Origin of the sequence: Sulfidibacter corallicola, assembly GCF_017498545.1 — a bacterium.
GTDB lineage: Bacteria > Acidobacteriota > Holophagae > Acanthopleuribacterales > Acanthopleuribacteraceae > Sulfidibacter > Sulfidibacter corallicola.
Genome location: NZ_CP071793.1, coordinates 9513650 through 9530593, shown reverse-complemented (window position 1 = coordinate 9530593; position 16944 = coordinate 9513650). Strand labels below are relative to the sequence as shown.

At 60.6% G+C, this 16944-nt stretch carries 9 protein-coding genes; 3 read left to right on the top strand and 6 right to left on the bottom strand.

Annotated features, from left to right (window positions below; genetic code table 11):
- Window positions 1-2: 2 nt before the first annotated feature.
- The 5 genes from J3U87_RS28740 to J3U87_RS28720 all read right to left on the bottom strand — a co-directional run bounded on the left by J3U87_RS28740 (window position 3) and on the right by J3U87_RS28720 (window position 9303).
- Window positions 3-3959: an efflux RND transporter permease subunit gene (locus J3U87_RS28740; protein ID WP_237379235.1), complete on the bottom strand. Its 3957-nt coding sequence runs from the start codon at window positions 3957-3959 to the stop codon at window positions 3-5.
- Window positions 3949-5916, bottom strand: a complete 1968-nt coding sequence (locus J3U87_RS28735; protein WP_237379234.1) for a heavy metal-binding domain-containing protein — start codon at window positions 5914-5916, stop codon at window positions 3949-3951. Before J3U87_RS28735 ends, J3U87_RS28740 begins: the two co-directional genes overlap by 11 nt.
- Window positions 5900-7198, bottom strand: coding sequence for a TolC family protein (locus tag J3U87_RS28730; protein WP_237379233.1), 1299 nt, complete (start codon window positions 7196-7198; stop codon window positions 5900-5902). Before J3U87_RS28730 ends, J3U87_RS28735 begins: the two co-directional genes overlap by 17 nt.
- 133 nt (window positions 7199-7331) lie before the next feature.
- Window positions 7332-7826, bottom strand: a complete 495-nt coding sequence (locus J3U87_RS28725) for a hypothetical protein (protein WP_237379232.1) — start codon at window positions 7824-7826, stop codon at window positions 7332-7334.
- Window positions 7827-8007: 181 nt separating this feature from the next.
- The gene (locus tag J3U87_RS28720; protein WP_237379231.1) at window positions 8008-9303 is read right to left on the bottom strand and encodes a sialidase family protein; all 1296 of its coding nucleotides are present in this window, start codon (window positions 9301-9303) and stop codon (window positions 8008-8010) included.
- Between the two features lie 303 nt (window positions 9304-9606).
- Between J3U87_RS28720 and J3U87_RS28715 the strand changes: the two genes are divergently transcribed.
- Window positions 9607-11553: a sensor histidine kinase gene (locus J3U87_RS28715; RefSeq protein WP_237379230.1), complete on the top strand. Its 1947-nt coding sequence runs from the start codon at window positions 9607-9609 to the stop codon at window positions 11551-11553.
- A gap of 246 nt (window positions 11554-11799) precedes the next feature.
- On the opposite strand, the gene J3U87_RS28710 is transcribed toward J3U87_RS28715, so the two are convergent.
- Window positions 11800-12159, bottom strand: a complete 360-nt coding sequence (locus J3U87_RS28710; RefSeq protein ID WP_237379229.1) for a hypothetical protein — start codon at window positions 12157-12159, stop codon at window positions 11800-11802.
- A gap of 79 nt (window positions 12160-12238) precedes the next feature.
- Between J3U87_RS28710 and J3U87_RS28705 the strand changes: the two genes are divergently transcribed.
- Window positions 12239-16327 (top strand): non-ribosomal peptide synthetase, encoded by a 4089-nt coding sequence (locus J3U87_RS28705; RefSeq protein WP_237379228.1) that lies wholly within the window; start codon window positions 12239-12241, stop codon window positions 16325-16327.
- Window positions 16328-16700: 373 nt separating this feature from the next.
- Window positions 16701-16907 carry a hypothetical protein gene (locus tag J3U87_RS28700; RefSeq protein WP_237379227.1) on the top strand — a complete coding sequence of 69 codons (207 nt, stop codon included), beginning with the start codon at window positions 16701-16703 and terminating at the stop codon, window positions 16905-16907.
- The last annotated feature ends 37 nt before the right edge of the window (window positions 16908-16944 follow it).

Below are 16944 nucleotides of genomic sequence, written 5' to 3'. Positions count from 1 at the left end.
TTTCAGTTTTTGGTTTGGGCCCTTTCCCCGGCAGGGGCATGGGCGTGTTTCAGTTTGATTTCGGCGATCAGGCTGTACAGCACGGGCACCACGAAAATGGTGATCAAGGCGACGACCATGCCGCCGAACGTGGGGATCGCCATCGGTTTCATGATGTCCGAGCCGCGCCCGGTCGACGTGAGAATCGGGATCAGGGCGATGATGGTGGTCGCCGTGGTCATCAGCGCCGGTCGCACCCGGCGTTGACCGGCGATCATGGTGGCTTCTCGGATGGCTGTGACCGAATCGGGTTTGGCCTCGGCAAACGACTGATCCAGGTAGGTGGAGATCAACACGCCGTCATCGGAGGCGATGCCGAACAGGGCCAGAAACCCGACCCACACGGCCACGCTGAGGTTGATGGGTTCGATGGCCAGCAGATCGCGCAGGTTGATCCCGAACAGGTGTCCGTCGAGAAACCAGGACTGGCCATACATCCAAATCATCAGGAAGCCGCCCGCCCAGGCCACCAGGATCGAGGAGAAGATCAGCGTCGTGGTGGCGATCGAGCGGAACTGAAGGTACAGGATCATGAAGATCAGGAAGAGTGCCAGCGGTAGGACCAGTGCGAGCCTCTTGGTGGCGCGGATCTGGTTCTCGTAGCTGCCCGCGAATTCGTAGCTGACGCCGGGGGGGATTATCAACTCGCCCGAAGCGATCTTGCCGTCCAGGTAGGCTTTGGCCTGTTCGACCACATCGACTTCGGCGTAGCCGTCGCGTTTGTCGAAGATGACGTAGCTCACCAGGAAGGTGTCTTCGCTCTTGATGACCTGGGGCCCGCTGACGTACGCCAAATCGGACAATTGCGCAATGGGGACCTGGGCGCCGCCCGGGGTCGGCACCAGCACCCGCTGAAGCTTGCCCAGCGTGTCGCGCAACTCCCGTTGGTAGCGCACCCGCACCGGGTAGCGTTCGCGGCCCTCGACCGTGGTGGTGATGGTGCGGCCGCCGATGGCCAGTTCGATGACTTTCTGGACCTGCTCCAACTTGACGCCGTAACGAGCCATGGCGCGGCGATCGAGATTGAATTCCAGGTAGGGTTTGCCGATGATGCGGTCGGCGATGACCGCGTGGGTTTGAACCGAGGGCACCTCTTTGAGGTACTTTTCGATCTGGAGCCCGACCGATTCGATCGTCTCCAGGTCCGGGCCCTTGACCTTGATGCCCATCGGCGCGCGCATGCCACTTTGCAGCATCACGATGCGCGCCGCGATCGGCTGCAGTTTGGGGGCCGACGTCGAGCCCGGTATGAGTCCCATCCTGACGATTTCGTCCCAAATATCGTCGGGATTGCGGATGCCTGGCCAGGCCTCCCGGTTCGGGTTGAGGTCCGGCTCCAGAGCGGGACGCCACAGGCGAAACGGCACCCCGTGCGGATCGGGGATCAGGTCGCCGCTTTCGTCGCGGGCGTACCTGCCGCGCACTTCGTAGGGCTCGCCATCGGGCGCGGCGACCGGTGTGCCGGCGGCATCTCTGAAAAAATCCCGTTCTCCGGCCTCGAACGCGAACGTCAGCCGCTTGCCGGACTTGTCGATCAGGAATTCTGGCTTGTAGTTGATCACGGTCTCGATCATCGAGATCGGAGCGGGATCGAGCGGCGTTTCGGCGCGGCCCAGCTTACCCACCGCACTGTCCACCTCGGGAATTTGATAGAAGCCGATGTTCTGTTTCTGCATGACATCGGTGGCTTCGTTAATGGCCGCGTGAACCGAGGTCGTGGGCATGTAGAGGTAGGAGCCCTCGTCCAACGGCGGCATGAACTCCTTGCCCAAACCTGGAAAGGCATGGGCTACGGTCGAAATGGCTTTGTTGGTCTTCAGCTTGGCGGGGAGCCAACCGAACAACGCATCGAAACCGAACCAGATTGTGGCCCCCAGGACCAACAGGGACACCGGCGCGGTCATGAACAACAGCCGATGGCGCATGGCCCAACCGAGCAGATGTGGATAGAGCCACTGCAGCATGCGGAAAAACAGCAGGATTCCGGCAATCATCAGGGCGACGAACAGGAAGTTCCGGGTGAAGCCCTTGCCCGGTCCCAGCGGATACCACTCCTCGGTGAGCAGGGCGGCCACCAGGATCGCCGCAAGCACGTTGACCGTCATCGGAATGCGCGTGCGAACCGAGTCCGGCAGGAGGTGCCCCCACAAACCGTAGGCGCCCCATCCCAGCAGCAACGGCGTCAGCCACCAGCTCCACAACGGGCCCAGGACCAGACCGGCCACGATCAGGAAAGCGTGGAACGTTTCGGACGGACGCGGCATTTTCAGGCGCCCTCTCGACAAGGGCAAATTCCGGCGGGGCCGGTCCGAACCCGTGCGACGACCAAACAGCATGTGGGCGATCGGGGGGATCAGCACCAGCGACACCAGGATCGAGGCGATCAGGGCGAAGGTCTTGGTGAACGCCAGCGGCCGGAAAAGCTTGCCTTCCGCGGCCTCCATCGTGAACACGGGCAGGAAACTGATGACGGTGGTGGCCACCGCGGTGAGGACCGCGCCGCCTACTTCGCTGCTGGCCCGGAAGACCGTGACCACCGCCGGCGTTTCGGGATCCGCTTCCTCGAGCCGGTTGATGATGTTTTCCACGATGACGATGCCCATGTCGACCATGGTCCCGATCGCGATCGCGATCCCGGAAAGGGCGACGATGTTGGCGTCCACGTGGAACTCCTTCATGGCGATGAAGGTCATCAGCACGGCGAGGGGCAACAAACCCGAAACCAACACCGAGCTGCGCAGGTTCATCAGCATGATCAGGATGACGATCACCGTCACCAGGATCTCGTGGGAGAGCGCCGTGTTCAGGGTGCCGAGCGTCTCGAAGATCAGGGTCGAGCGATCGTAGAAGGGCACGATCTCCACTTTGCTGACGGTACCGTCGGCCAGGGTTTTTTGCGGTAGGCCGGGCGTGATTTCGCGGATCTTGGCCTTGACGTTTTGAATGACCTCCAGCGGGTTGTCGCCGTAGCGGACCACCACCACGCCGCCGACCGCTTCGGCGCCGCCCTTGTCCAGCACGCCGCGCCGTTGGGCGGGGCCCAGGTTGACCGTGGCCACGTCTTTCACGTAGATCGGCACGTCGTCGTTGGTTTTGACGACCGCGAAGCGGATGTCGTCCAACTCGTCGATGAAGCCCAAGCCGCGAATGAAATACTCGACCCGATTGATTTCGATGTTGCGCGCGCCCACGTCCTGGTTGCTCATCCGAACCGCGTGGAAGACCTGCTCGATGGTGACGTCGTGGGCCCGCATCGCATCCGGATCGACGTCGATCTGGTATTCTTGGACGTGTCCGCCCACGGAAGCCACCTCGCTGACGCCCTCCGCCGAGAGCAGGGCGTAGCGGACGTACCAGTCCTGCGTGGTCCGCAATTCGTGCAGGTCCCAGCCGCCGGTGGGATTGCCTTCCGGGTCGCGACCTTCGAGGGTGTACCAGAAGATTTGACCCAGGGCGGTGGCGTCCGGTCCCAGCGAAGGCTGTACCCCGCTCGGGAGGGTTCCGGCCGGAAGGCTATTCAATTTCTCGAGGATGCGCGAGCGCGACCAGTAGAAGTCGATCTCTTCCTTGAAGATGACATAGATGGTCGAAAACCCGAAAAAGGAATAGCTGCGCACGGTCTTGACGCCCGGGATGCCCAGCAGGGAAGTGGTCAGCGGATAGGTGATCTGGTCTTCGATGTCCTGGGGCGAACGGCCCATCCATTGGGTGAAGACGATTTGTTGGTTTTCGCCGATGTCGGGGATGGCGTCCACCGGTACCGGATCGCGCGGGAGATCATAGACCTTCCAGTCGAACGGAGCCACCAGGATGCCCCAAACCACGGTGAACAGAAGCAACAGGAACACGACCAGCTTGTTGTTCAGGCAGAACCAAATCAGTTTGTCCATCAGGGACCGGGGCCTTGGATCAATGGTCATGTCCACCTGCCTTGGGGGGCGGGGCATCACTCGCCGCCTTGCGGGTTTCGGCCAGATCTTCCACCTGGGAGCCGCAGGCGAACATGCTCGCGCCGAAGTAGGGATTCGCCGTACTTTCGTGGTTTTGCAGCCAGTGGGCGCCTTTGTTGTCGAAAGCCATCGGGCAATGGAAGCGCAGCACGCGGACGGCGTCGGACGAGCCGAACTGCATGGCCATGCGGTAGATGTCCTCGGAAACGGCTTCGAAGGCGGCGCGGCCGGCCTCGATTTCGGGAGCCTTGGCGAAGGTATCGAGGTTCTCGGCCAGGTTTTCGTCGATGCGGTCCCAGTGGATTTTCCCCTTGGCATCGAGGTGGATCACCGCGGCCTTTTTCAGCGCACCCGCCAAGTCTTGGCCGGCTTTGTGCGCGGACGCCAGATCGTCGCGGCTCAACCGATCCTGAATCTGGAAATAGGCGCCGTACACCGCATCGAGGCTCAGGCGAAACGGCGCGTGGGTTTCCAGGACCACCAGGTTCGGGGCGTCCTCGGGCGCCGAGGGGTGATACATCATGCTGTACTTGGCGCGAATCTGCAGTTCGCTGTCGATTTTAAAGGCGCCGTTGACCACGACGCGATCGCCTTCCTCCAGGCCGGAAGTCACCACGTAGAAATCGCCGGTTTCCGGTCCGAGCCGAATCTCGCGACCCTCATAGGTGCCTGGCGCCTCGCCGGCTTCCACATAGACGACGCCCCGCTCGCCGGTCACCAGCACCGCGGATGCCGGCACGACCAGTGGCGGCTCGGTGGTCGACTCGGCCACGAAACCGAGATCTTCGGCCTGGACCAGATCCATGCCGCAGACATCGCAGGCGTCGGGGCCCTCCTTGACGATCTCCTGGTGCATGGGGCAGATCCATTTGCCGGCCAGGCCGGGATCCATGACCTTGCCGCCGCCGCTGATCATCGCGTGGGCCACGGCCCGGACGAACATGTCCGGTTTGAGCTTGCGGTTCGGGTTGGGTACGTCGATGCGCACCTTCACCGTACGCGTTCGCGGGTTCAGGACCGGGTCGATGAACACGATGCGGCCGCTGAAGGATTCGCCCGGGTAGGCCTCCACCTCGAATTCGATCTCCTGGCCGTAGCGGAGCCAGGCCAGGTCCGATTCATAGGCGTCCAGAATGATCCAGACCCGCGAGAGGTCCGCGACGGTGTAGATCGGTGAGCCGGTGTTGACGTAAGCGCCCTCGTTGAGGTGCTTCTCGATGACGACGCCCTCCATCGGCGATTCGATGGTCAGGTGATCCGTCGGTTGATCGCTTCGTTCGATCATCTCGATTTGCCGGGACGACAAACCGAGCAATCCCAGTTTTTTGCGCGCTGCTCGCAGGCGGCTCTCGCTTGCCTTGCGCATGGAACTCGGCCCGCTTTTCACCGAACGCACCGCTTGGCGCAGCTCCTGTTGGGCCGTCACCAGGCTGGGGCTGTAGAGTTCGACCATGTGATCGCCTTCGCGAACTTCGATGCCCGTGAAATCCACGAACAGCCGATCGATGCGGCCCGCGACCCAGGCGGTGATGTCGCCGACCCGTTTTTCGTCGAAGGCCACCTTGCCCACCATCCGAATCTCGTGTGCGATGTGGCGTCTTTCCACCGGCGCGGTTTGGACTTGGGCCAGGCTGCGCGCGTGTTCCGAAAGGGTCAGGCTCCAGGGGCCGTCGCTGTCGGACCCCTCGCTCACCGGAATCAGGTCCATCCCGCAAATGGGGCAGAGGCCGGGCTCCGGTTGGCGAATGTTGGGGTGCATCGAACAGGTCCAGATGGTCGCCTCCGCGCTGGAAGCGTCGTGTTGGTGGTCGTCTTCCCGCGGGGGCGGCATGCCGGGGCGGTTCAGCAACAACCCCAACAAAAGCAGACAGGTCAGCGAAAGTACGACCAGTCCGATATTTCTTTTGTCCTCAATCCAGCTTGCCATGATCCGACACCTCCCGTGCTTCGGCCGACCGTTCGACGCCGATCGCGACTTCGATGGCGGCCGCCGCCTTCAGTTGATTGCTCTGTGCCTTGTGAAGGGATAGCAGGAACTCGAGCAGGGCTTTTTCGGCTTCGATCAAATCCAGGTAGGAGTTCTCGCCGGTTTGAAAACCGCTGGTCGTGACCGTCAGGCTCTCTTCCGCCTTGGGGATGATCTGGTCGCGGTACAGTTCGACTTTTCGACGGGCGTCGTCCCATTGGAACAGAGCCCGCTTGAGTTGCGCCTCGAGATGGGTGCGCGCGTCCTGGCGCTGTTGGATGGAAGCTTCCACCCTCGATGCGGCGGCCCGGTCGATGGCCCGGTATTTCTTTCGCCAGATGGGCAGGTTCACCCCGACCGACAGCACGATCGGGTCCTTGCCGCTTTCGGGCTGGCCTGGCATGGCGGCACTGCCCGTATTGATCCAGTCCAGGCCGAACTTGAAATCGGGGTAGTGGTTCTTTTTGGCCAGGTCGACGGCCGTCCTGTCGGCTTCGATTTGGAAGTCGAGGCCGCGCAACGTGGGGTTGTGGCGGTTCAGAAGAGTTGACGAAGTTTTCGGGTCACGGGGGCGGTCGCCGTTCGGCAGCGATTCCGGGAAGGGCAGCGCTTGATCGACTTCGCGACCGAGCAGGGCGTTCATGGCCGCCTTCACCGGGTGCGCCACCTCCTGCTGGGTGATCAGTCGATCGGAAAGGGCATCGATCTCGATTTGGATCCGGATCAGGTCGTTGTATTGGGCGGCGTTGGTTTCGTAGCGCTCCGTGATCACGCCTTCCAAGTCCTTCAGCAACTGGAGGTGGTCCTGGGTAATCGCGATCGCACGACCCACATAGAAGTATTCCGCGTAGAGGGTCTTGAATTCCGAGTCCAGGCGCAGACCGATCGCGTTCAGGGCGGTTTGGGCTCGGTCGGCCAGGGCACGGGCGCGCCGTCCCTTCAAGGCCAGCTTGCCCCGCCAGGGGACTTTTTGACTGAGGCTGACCCGCTGTTTCTGCGGGCCAACGCGGGTTTCCACTTCCTGGATAAAAACGCCCAGCCCCACCGAGGGGTCCGGCAGCGCCGAGGCCGCATCCACTTCGGCATCCGCGGCCTGCCATCTGTGCAATGCCGCGCGGTAGGCGGGACTTTTGGCCCGAATTTCCCGAAGATAATCATCCAGTTCGTGCGCCACGGCGCCGGATCCCCCGCAAAGCAGGACGACCAGAAACGCCGCGCCACACCATCGTGAGGCAACGAACATCGTAAACCACTCCTAATGAATGTGTTGAAAATGCCTAATGTAAAAAGGGTCGAGGCGGTATCAACGGCACGCACAACGGGGCCTGGAATTCGAAGAGCCGAATCCTAGAGGGTCGTGCGTGCTGGGAGTGGTATCAAATGAGGAAACGCGAGAGCACACTGAGGCTGGGCGCCTTTGGAAGCGGCACGAAGGCGCACAACTCCTCGAATGAGGCGGAAGACTTTTCAGCCATGTGTGGGTGGTTCGCCAGCCAGGAAAACAGATCGAGCACCAGCCAGACGGTGACTTTGGCCGTCTGGGGGTTCGGCAGTGCGAACGAGACCTCGGAAGACGCGTGGTTGCCGCAACGACAGGTGTTGGTGACCATGACGGAGCCTTGCGCCCGTTTCGATGAATCACGCGCCGCGTCTTTCTCTCGATCCTGGGTGTGATGAGGGGTCGATGTGGTTTCATCGGAAACGTTTCCGTCTCCGTGGCAATGGGATCGAGACTCCGTTGCCAGCGAGACCGCGGCTTCTCGAGCACTGCAGGCGGCCTCGTCCATGCGGGTACAGCTCAGCTCTTGACAACAGCAAAAAAACGAAGCCCATAGGTTCGTGGTCAGGAGCAGGATCGCCGCAAATTTCATCAAACAGACACCTCAAAAATACCTTTTGAACTTATCGTTCCCGTTCGGCCGATGTCAATGTTTTTTAGACGACAGGCGGCGATCCCCAATCCGCCAACATTTGGCAAGGACTTTTGTAACAACTTTGAATCGAGTTGGTTGCGGATGGCTGGCGATCGATTGCCCTGCCTTTGTTTTGGCGTTACTCGGCCTTTTTCTTCGGCGCGGTTATCTTCCCCCGATCCAGGGGCAACGCCATGACACGAACACCTTTACCCTCGGTCGCGCGTTGCCCGATGAACAGGTGCGACGTCGTCATGGCCAATCTGGGAAAACCTCCTCCGCGGCCCGTGGGAATCGAATCGAGGCCGATGGGCCCCCACAGTTTTCGACCTGTGAGATTCCATCCTGCAATGCGCGGCTGTTGGCGTCCGTCTTTTTCCGCGACCCACAGCAGGATGACCTCGTTCGTCGGGGTGAGACGCACATCGACGCGACCGATGACGCCGTCTTCGAGGGAATCGGCGACCCGAAATTGGCGACCGCCGTCCGTGGACAGGGCGAGCTTGATTTGGGGTTGGCCCTTTGCGGTGAACCACGCCAACGCCAGGTTCTGTCCCCGAGCGGCCAGGGCCGGACCGTTGACCGGACAACCCATGATCTTCCAGTCGTCCTTTTGGGCCGCGCGCGGTGTGCTCCAGCCGGTGTCAGTTCGATGGGTCACGACGATGTCGCGTATTTCCCCGTCGCTGCGGTCGCGGTAGGCGACCCACACGTCGCGATCCCTCGTGGCGATGGCGGTATTGCAACATTCGCAGGTGCGCTCGTCCAGGGTCTGCTCCGGGCCGAGACCCTCGAGGCCGATGGTACGGTAGAGCAGGTGCATGGACCCTTCACCGTGATGATCGTGGCCGCCTCCTCCATGTCCGGCGGCCCCCATCGCTCGCCCGTCGAGCCAGGCGGCGGCCAGTGTGCCGTCGGCCAGGGGCGCCATCGAGACGAAGCCGTGCTCGGTGGGACTGGTATCGGTGTGGAGCCAGATGGGATCTTGCCAAGTCTCTCCGCCGTTTCGCGATACGGCCAGACGCAATCCGTAGGCATAGGTTCCGGAACCCAACATTTGCGGCCAGGCGGCAGCCACGAGTTTGCCATTCAGGGCGATTTTCGGAAAATCGGCCCAATTGACGAACATGTCGGCATGGGACACGATTTTTTGTGGATCCGCCCAGGTTTTGCCGTTCCATCGCGACCAATACATCGTGGTGTGGCCCGAGGAAGGGTCGTCCGTTCGCACCCAACTCATGAAGAGCTGTCCGTCCTCGGTGGTCAGGTAGGGCAAGGTGTCGTTCGCGTGCGTGGCGGGCGAGGGCATGTCGGTGATGGCCAGCGCCTGGGGGGTTTCCGCTTCCATGGCGGACAAGGGGTGGTGGGGCGCCAAAAGAAGCACCGCCAGGGATGAGATGAGCGTGGGGGTTTTGACGATGAAAGCCAGATTCATGATGTCCCTTCGAGATAGATATTCGATATGTCGCTCTTGAATGTAGCATGGACTCCGGATGCAGCCTCGTTACCCGCTGACATCTCGGAGGCATTGCGGCACCAAGGAAACGATGGTGGAGGAGAACCTCTAGGGGTGTTGTCGTGGCGGAGGCATCGTTTGGTTTGAATTGAATGGCGCCGCTTGAATTTTTCCCGCCTGGAGGGTGGTCATCCCATCGCCCGCTAGGTCCAAAAAGCGATATGCTTGGAGTTTGTCGGCCGCTTCGTGTGGCCTCGCATTCGCAAACCGGAGTACGCATCCTTGGCTTTTTTCCGCGGAACGTCGCTCTCGACTCAAGAGCGGCAATTTTGGGGTCTTTTGCTGCTGGGCATCTTCGCCGTGTTCGTGCCGACCATTTTCATGTTGTGGTTCATGTGGAAGGCCGTCGGTAACGAAGATGCGGCCGTGCGGAACCAACTGTTGAGCCTCTACGAGCGACGTCTCGATGAGCTCGCTCGTTCCGCCGACGACTACCGGCGTCAACTGTGGCTCGCGTTGGCCGATTCGGAACCCGATCGGCCTGCCGCACACCGTTTTGCCGAGGTGGTGACGGCCGGTGCGCTGGACAGTGTGGTCGTTCTCGGAGCGAATGGCCACATCGTCTACCCGGACCCAACGCCGGCGCCGATTGCCCCGGTTCATCGAGATCCCCAGTTGGAAGCGGCTCGCCTGGCCGAATCGCGCGACGCCGATTGGCCGGCGGCTCTCGCCCGGTATCGGTCGGTCGCCTCCCGCGCGGGGTTGGTGACGACGCGGCTACAGGCGTTGCTCGGTCAAGCTCGTTGCCTCGTGGCCCTCCAACGCAGCGAAGAAGCCGTCACCCTGTTGGTGTCCGAGCTGAACCGACCCGAGTACCTGGAGGCCCGCGACGAGCGGGGCCGCGCGCCGGCGATGGACGGGCTCGTCGATGCCCTGGCCTTGATGGATCTTGAAGAAGCCACCCGTGCGCCTCTCGCCAACGGCTTGTTGCGACGTCTCGGAGATTACGGCGCCTTTCATCTACCCGCATCCCAACGCCTGGAACTTCTCGGGCGCCTGGAACGCGTGGCGCCCGATCATTGGCAGCACGATCATTTGTTGCGAGGTGAGGAACTGGCCCGACAATTCGCCGCGAGCGGCGCCTCCGTACCCGACGACGGAAGCTTTCACCAGGTGAGTGACGGGCTCTGGGCCATGCTCCCGAGCGGCTCCGATCTGGTGGGGCTCTTCGGTGAAGAACGATTGCGACAGGAACTTTCCCGGCACATGGTGACTTTGGAGACCGGTTGGTTGGTGGACGTGCTCGCACCGGGTCAGGCACCGCAAACTGGGAACGAAGGACGCGCGGTCGCCCTGGGTGAGGGCTTTCCCGACTGGGTGCTTTCCTTGAGCGTGGACAACCGCGAGTTGTTGGTCACCCGCGCTCGATCCCGTCGTGCCATGTACATCACCTCCGGCATCATGGTCGTGGGCTTGATTCTGGTGCTCGGCGGTATCATCACCCGATTTCTTACCGGACACATTCTGGAGACCCGGCTCAAGAACGACCTCCTGGCGACCGTCACCCATGAACTGAAAACGCCGCTCGCCTCGGTTCGCATGCTGGTGGACACCCTGCTGGATGGCCATTACCGCGACAGCCATACCACCCGCGAATATCTGGAACTGATCGCCAAGGAGAACCAGCGCCTGTCGCGGCTCATCGAACATTTTCTCAACTACTCCCGATTGGAGCGCCACAAGACCGGTTTCCAGATGAGTTCGGTGTCGGTCACCCAAATCGCAGAGACGGCGCTCGAGGCCATCGGCGACAAGCTCCGCCACGAGGGATTTCGCACCGATCGCGAATGGGAACCCGATCTTCCCCGAATTCGGGCCGATGCCGACGCCATGACTACGGTCGTTCTGAACCTATTGGACAACGCCATCAAGTACTCGCGCGAGGAAAAATGGATTCAGGTGCGCAGTTACCTAGAGGATCGGCATCACGTGTGCCTCGAGGTCCAGGACCACGGGATCGGCATCTCGCGCCGCGCCTTGCGGAAGATCTTCAATCGCTTTTTTCAAGCGGATCGCAGTCTGACCCGGGAAGCCGAGGGCGTCGGCCTGGGACTCAACATCGTCAAGCTGATTTTGGATGCCCACGGCGGTAGGATTCGGGTCAAAACACATCCGGGCAAGGGCAGCACGTTCACCGTGGTGATGCCGGTCGCCGGTTCACGTCGTTAATCGTCCCCATGGTTTGGAGTCGAAAAAGCGCCGGATTGGTACCTCGTATGACGAGGGACGATGTGGCCTGTGCTGGGAACCGCCTCTTGTGGACGATTGTTGGGTTTCATTTTTGAGGATTTTGCAAAATTGAAGGCCCGGTCAGATGGTTGAAAACGAGGGTTGATAAGGCTTTCCGCATATATCGAAAAAAAACTAAAATCATCTCAAGAAAACTTTAAAAAAGTTCGGACGTGCTACAGACTGTTACTGTATACTGCCCGCCATACGAGGTATCGCACGTTCATCTTTTTCCTGATTGGTTTTTCCTGAGACGATGCCCTTCTTTGGCTTATCGCCCCGTTTTCGAGCTTTATTTTCAATGGTCTGTACTTCGGTGCGTTTTGGTTGGGGAACGAACCGGTTATCGATGTTTCGAATGGCAAGGTATGTGTGGTGGGATCGATACGATCTGAAGAGAACGCTGAATGGACGCCGGTCTTTTGCGGCTTTAGGGTGTTTTTCGCTGGAGCGATTTTTTTCTGGCGGATCTCGTGGTTCATTTCGCGTTTTGGTTTTATGATGGGTTATTCCTTCGTGACCTCGATTTCCCATCGAACGATTCATCGACGACCTCGTGGCGAGCGCGCCGCGTGGGGTCACCGTGCCATTCACTCTTCACTAAATGATAGATACTGAGATGCATATGAACGATTCTTTCTCCTTGACGCCCATGCAACTGGGCATGCTGTACCAGTGGCGTTTGTCTCGCACGTCCGGAGTGAACCTGGAACAGCTCTGTTGTCGCCTGCCCGAAAGCGTGAATTTCGACAAAATGTGCCAGGCCTGGCAGATGGTGACGGCGCGGTTCGATGCCTTGCGAATCGCGTTCGTGTTGGATCGGCCCAGCCATCCGATGCAGGTCGTGCACGGGGAGGTGGCCCCGGAAATCAACGATCACGACTGGCGCGGGGTCGAGCCCCAAGAGCGGGAAACCCGCTATCGCGATTTTCTGGCCTCCGATCGCCGGATGGGTTTCGATTTGACCCGGCCCTCGCAGATGCGGGTCAATCTGTTCCGGTTCGACAATCAGGATTACCGGATGTTGTGGACCTTTCACCACATCGTGCTGGATGGTCGTTCGTTCCCCATCGTATTGCGGTGGTTGTTCACTTATTACGATCGTCTGTGCGCGGGCGAGACCCCCGTGGTCGAAGCGGCGCCGGCCTATCGCCAATACGTGCGGGCCGTCGAAGAGCAGCCGATCGAAAGGGCCAGGACCTACTGGCGCCAACTTCTCAACGGCGTCGCCGATACCGAGTTGCCGGTTCCCCACACGCCGCTGCCGTTCGACAAGCAGATGGAGCACGACCAGCGCGAGATCCGAATGCGCTTGGATCGTGAGCAAGTGGATCGCCTACAGCTATTCGCCGAGGAAATCGGGGTGACGTTTCACACCTTGGTTCAGGCAGCCTGGGCGCAAACCATCAGTGCCTATACCGGCAGTGCCGACGTGGTCTTCGGCACCGTTCGGGCCTGTCGCTACCTACCCATCGAAAACCTGCAGCAAATGGCGGGCATGTTGATCAACACATTGCCCTTTCGGGTGCGGTTCAATTCGGAACAAACCGTCGGTGCCTGGTTGAACGAGTTACGCGATCAGCAGGTATCGGCGCGAGAGTTCGAAGCCGTACCGCTGGCGCAGATCCAGGAATGGTGCCGTATCGGGGCCGGGAAGACCCTGGTGCAGACGATGTTGATGTTCGAAAACCAGGTGTTGGAGAAGGTGCTGCAAAAGCAGGGCGGACCTTGGGCCGAGCGCGGTTTCACCCTTCACGAGCGCACCGAATTCGCGCTCGCCATGAGTGGTTACCTGGACGAAGACTTACTTTTGGTACTCGAGTACAACGCGGGCGTCTATCGCGGCGAATCGGCGCGCGACATGATGGATTTGATGGTCGAAGTCCTGCGGGTACTGCCCGACTACGTGGATCGCCCGGTGACGGCCCTGCCCACGTTGCACGCCGGCAATCAGGCCCTGGTCATGGCCTACAGCGATCAGCCCTTTCCCGAAGACAAAAACCTCTACGAGCTCTTCGAACAGCGCGTGGCGGAGATGCCCGACGCGTTGGCCGTGCGTTGCGAAGGCCGTGATGTGACCTTTGCCGAGCTGAACGCCCAAGCCAACCAACTGGCTCACTACCTGATCGAGCACGGCGTCGGACCCGATTCGTTCGTGGGGTTGAGCATCGAACGGTCATTGATGATGATCGTGGCCGCCATCGGAATTCTCAAATCCGGAGCGGCCTATATTCCGCTCGATCCCGATTATCCCGAGGACCGGCTGCGCCTGATGATCGAGGACACCCAGCCGGCGATGGTGTTGACCCAGGAAAAGTTCGTCGAGCGGCTTCGCATCGACAACGTCATGTTGGTCGCTACCGACGAGGATCCCCAGTGGTTGGCCACCCAGCCGACCCACAATCCCGGGGTTTCGGTACCGTTGTGTGCGCGCGGTATCACCATTTACACTTCCGGTTCCACGGGTCGCCCCAAAGGGGTGTTGCTGACCCATCGCGGCCTGGTCAATCACAACTTCACCGTGATTCGCATGTTCGACATGAAACCGGGTGACCGCGTCCCCCAGGTTTCGACGATCAATTTCGATGTGTCCATCGAGGAAATTTTCGGAACCTTGAACGCGGGCGGTGCGTTGGTCCTGCCCAGCGGCAGCACGCTGGCCAGCCTGACCGCGTTTCTGGAATTCGTGGAACGCGAGCGGATCACGGTTCTGAACCTGACCACCCTGTTCTGGGTCGAACTGGTGCACCATATGGCCGGAGCCGGTCTGCAATTCCCCGATTCGGTCCGGCTGTTCATTTGTGGGGGGGAACGCGCCACCTGGTCGGCCTACAACGATTGGTTACTGGTGGGCGGCAAACGGATTCGCTGGATCAACGCCTACGGTCCCTCGGAAACCACCATCATGTCCACCGCGTTTCAGCCACCGGTCGGTGATGGGGCTCGGCCGATGGAGAAGGATCCCCCGATCGGTACCGCGATCGACAACTATTGGTGTTACGTCATCGACGAATTGGGTCGCCTGGCACCGCCGGAAGTGCCTGGCGAATTGTTCATCGGTGGACGGGGAGTGGCCGAAGGTTATCTGAAGCGCCCGGATTTGACCTCGGAACGCTTTTTACCCGATCGCTTCCGCGAAGGCGTCGGTGTGATGTACAAGAGCGGCGATCGTTGCCTGTTGCGCCGCGACGGTCAATACGAATACCTGGACCGGCTGGACAACCAGGTGAAACTGAGAGGCTTTCGGATCGAGCTCGGCGAGATCGAAGCGGTCCTGGCCCGACATCCCGCTGTCGAGGAAGGTGCCGTCGTGGTTCGCGCCACACCGGCCGGTAGCCGACAGTTGGTGGCGTACGCGACCCCGCGTTCCGGTCAGGAACTCTCGTCGGACGAGTTGTTGGGCTGGTTGGGGCAGGAGTTGCCGGCCTTTATGACTCCCTCGGCCGCCAAGGTGATGGAGGTCTTCCCCAAGGCGCCCACCGGCAAGGTTGATCGCCGCAATCTGCCGGATCCGGACTGGCGCGAGGGCGCACCATCGCAGGCTCGGGTGAAACCTAACGACGAGATGGAAGCCAAGCTGATGAAGGTCTGGGAAGAGGTTTTGGGTGTATCCGACATCTCGATGGGTGACCATTTCTTCGCCCTTGGCGGGGATTCGTTGCGGGCCATGACCCTGTCCTCGCGGGTCGAGAGTGAATTGGGCCGCAACGTGCCATTGGCGCTGCTGCTGACTCACCCGACGCTCGGCGAATACGCCGTGGCCCTGAAGGAAGAGTTGGAATTGGCCGCCTTTGCGCCTCTGGTCCAGATTCGGGTCGGAGCGGAGGGCCGGCCTCCGCTGTTCCTGATCCACTCCCTGGGTGGAGATGTGCTGATCTACCGTCGCCTCGCCGAGTTGCTGCCCGAGGACCTTCCCGTTTTCGGTCTGCAAATGCAGGGTTTGGATCGAAAATCGCCACCTCACGAGACGATTCCATTGGCCGCCACCGATTTCATCGAGCGCATCAAACAGGTCCAGCCGGTGGGTCCCTATTACCTTGCCGGATACTCGTCCGGTGGTATCGTGGCCTTCGAAATGGCGATTCAACTGCGCAAGCGCGACGAGGAGGTCGCCTTACTGGGGTTGATGGATTCCGCGATTCCGCCCGTGGTCGAAGAAGCGAACCGACCTACGAAGCCGGTTTACGCCATGCGTTTCCTCAAGAACCTGCCGTGGTTGTTCTTCGATCGGTCGTTGTACAACCCGACGAATCTGATGCACAAGTTGCGGCGCAAACTGACTTCGGGTGCGCAGCCGCCAGCCGGGGAGCCGATCGCTGAAGCCGAATTGGATCAGGTTCAGCAAAACGAGGATATTGCCTTCGACTTGAGCGACCATTTCGCGGTCGATATTTCCTTTTTCCCCGAGTACCGAATCGACCTGATGAAACGGCACTTCCACGCCTTTTCCGTCTACGAGCCGGAAACCTACTCGGGCCCACTGACCCTGTTCCGGACCCGGCGTCAACCGCTGATGTCGCCGCAGAACAAGGTTCTGGGGTGGGATGCGATTACCGGGAGCGAGATCGACACCCATTACGTGAGTGGCGTGCACCACGAAATGTTGGATTCGCCGCACGTGGATCACCTGGCCCGATTGGTGACCCAGGTTCTCGAGCAACTATCCCGGGAGGAATCTACCGGGCAGATGAGGCTCGAACCCGCCGAGTCCTGAAGGCGCATCGACTTGGCGCATGCGTAGCGTAATTGGGTAGATGGTGGTATATCTGGTAACTAGAGTCGAAAAAAGATTGGACCTCAGAGTGTTCATGATAGACCGCCCCAGGTTGGATGGCCGCCGTGGCCAGAAGTCCTACCGCCCATGGCGGGAGCTGGGCCTTGGCGATCGACCGGGTTCGGCCAGGCTCTTGGGCACACTTCGAATGTATCGGGGCCGATCTGCAATGGGGAGCTAGGCTGCGAAGATGGCGTTATCGTTCAAGGAGCCCGAGAGTGATCGGGACGTAGAGAGCCGGGAAGAGCCCGATCGGCGGGCGCCACCACAGAGTCGGTTCATGGAGAGCTTTCGATTCGGATTTTTTTTCGGATTGCTGTTCCAGATGACGCCATTCGCCATCTACTTCATTTTCCCGCGTGCGTGGCCGGTGATGGCGGCATCGGTCATTGTCAGCGCCGCCGTTCTGTGCCTGATCATGTTCATGAGTGGTGCGCTTCGCGTGGCTGCGGGTGTCTTCGCCGCCATGATTGTCAGCACGGTGTCGTTCTTTCTCGGTCTGATGGTCATGTTTCGATGATACGCATATTCGAATGAGGGTGGCGGGCGAGCATTTG

Coding starts and splice junctions, on each gene's coding strand:
- J3U87_RS28740 (WP_237379235.1), bottom strand. CDS start 3,959: ATGACCATTGATCCAAGGCCCCGGTCCCTGATGGACAAACTGATTTGG.
- J3U87_RS28735 (WP_237379234.1), bottom strand. CDS start 5,916: ATGGCAAGCTGGATTGAGGACAAAAGAAATATCGGACTGGTCGTACTT.
- J3U87_RS28730 (WP_237379233.1), bottom strand. CDS start 7,198: ATGTTCGTTGCCTCACGATGGTGTGGCGCGGCGTTTCTGGTCGTCCTG.
- J3U87_RS28725 (WP_237379232.1), bottom strand. CDS start 7,826: ATGAAATTTGCGGCGATCCTGCTCCTGACCACGAACCTATGGGCTTCG.
- J3U87_RS28720 (WP_237379231.1), bottom strand. CDS start 9,303: ATGAATCTGGCTTTCATCGTCAAAACCCCCACGCTCATCTCATCCCTG.
- J3U87_RS28710 (WP_237379229.1), bottom strand. CDS start 12,159: ATGAATCGTTCGATGGGAAATCGAGGTCACGAAGGAATAACCCATCAT.
- J3U87_RS28705 (WP_237379228.1), top strand. CDS start 12,239: ATGAACGATTCTTTCTCCTTGACGCCCATGCAACTGGGCATGCTGTAC.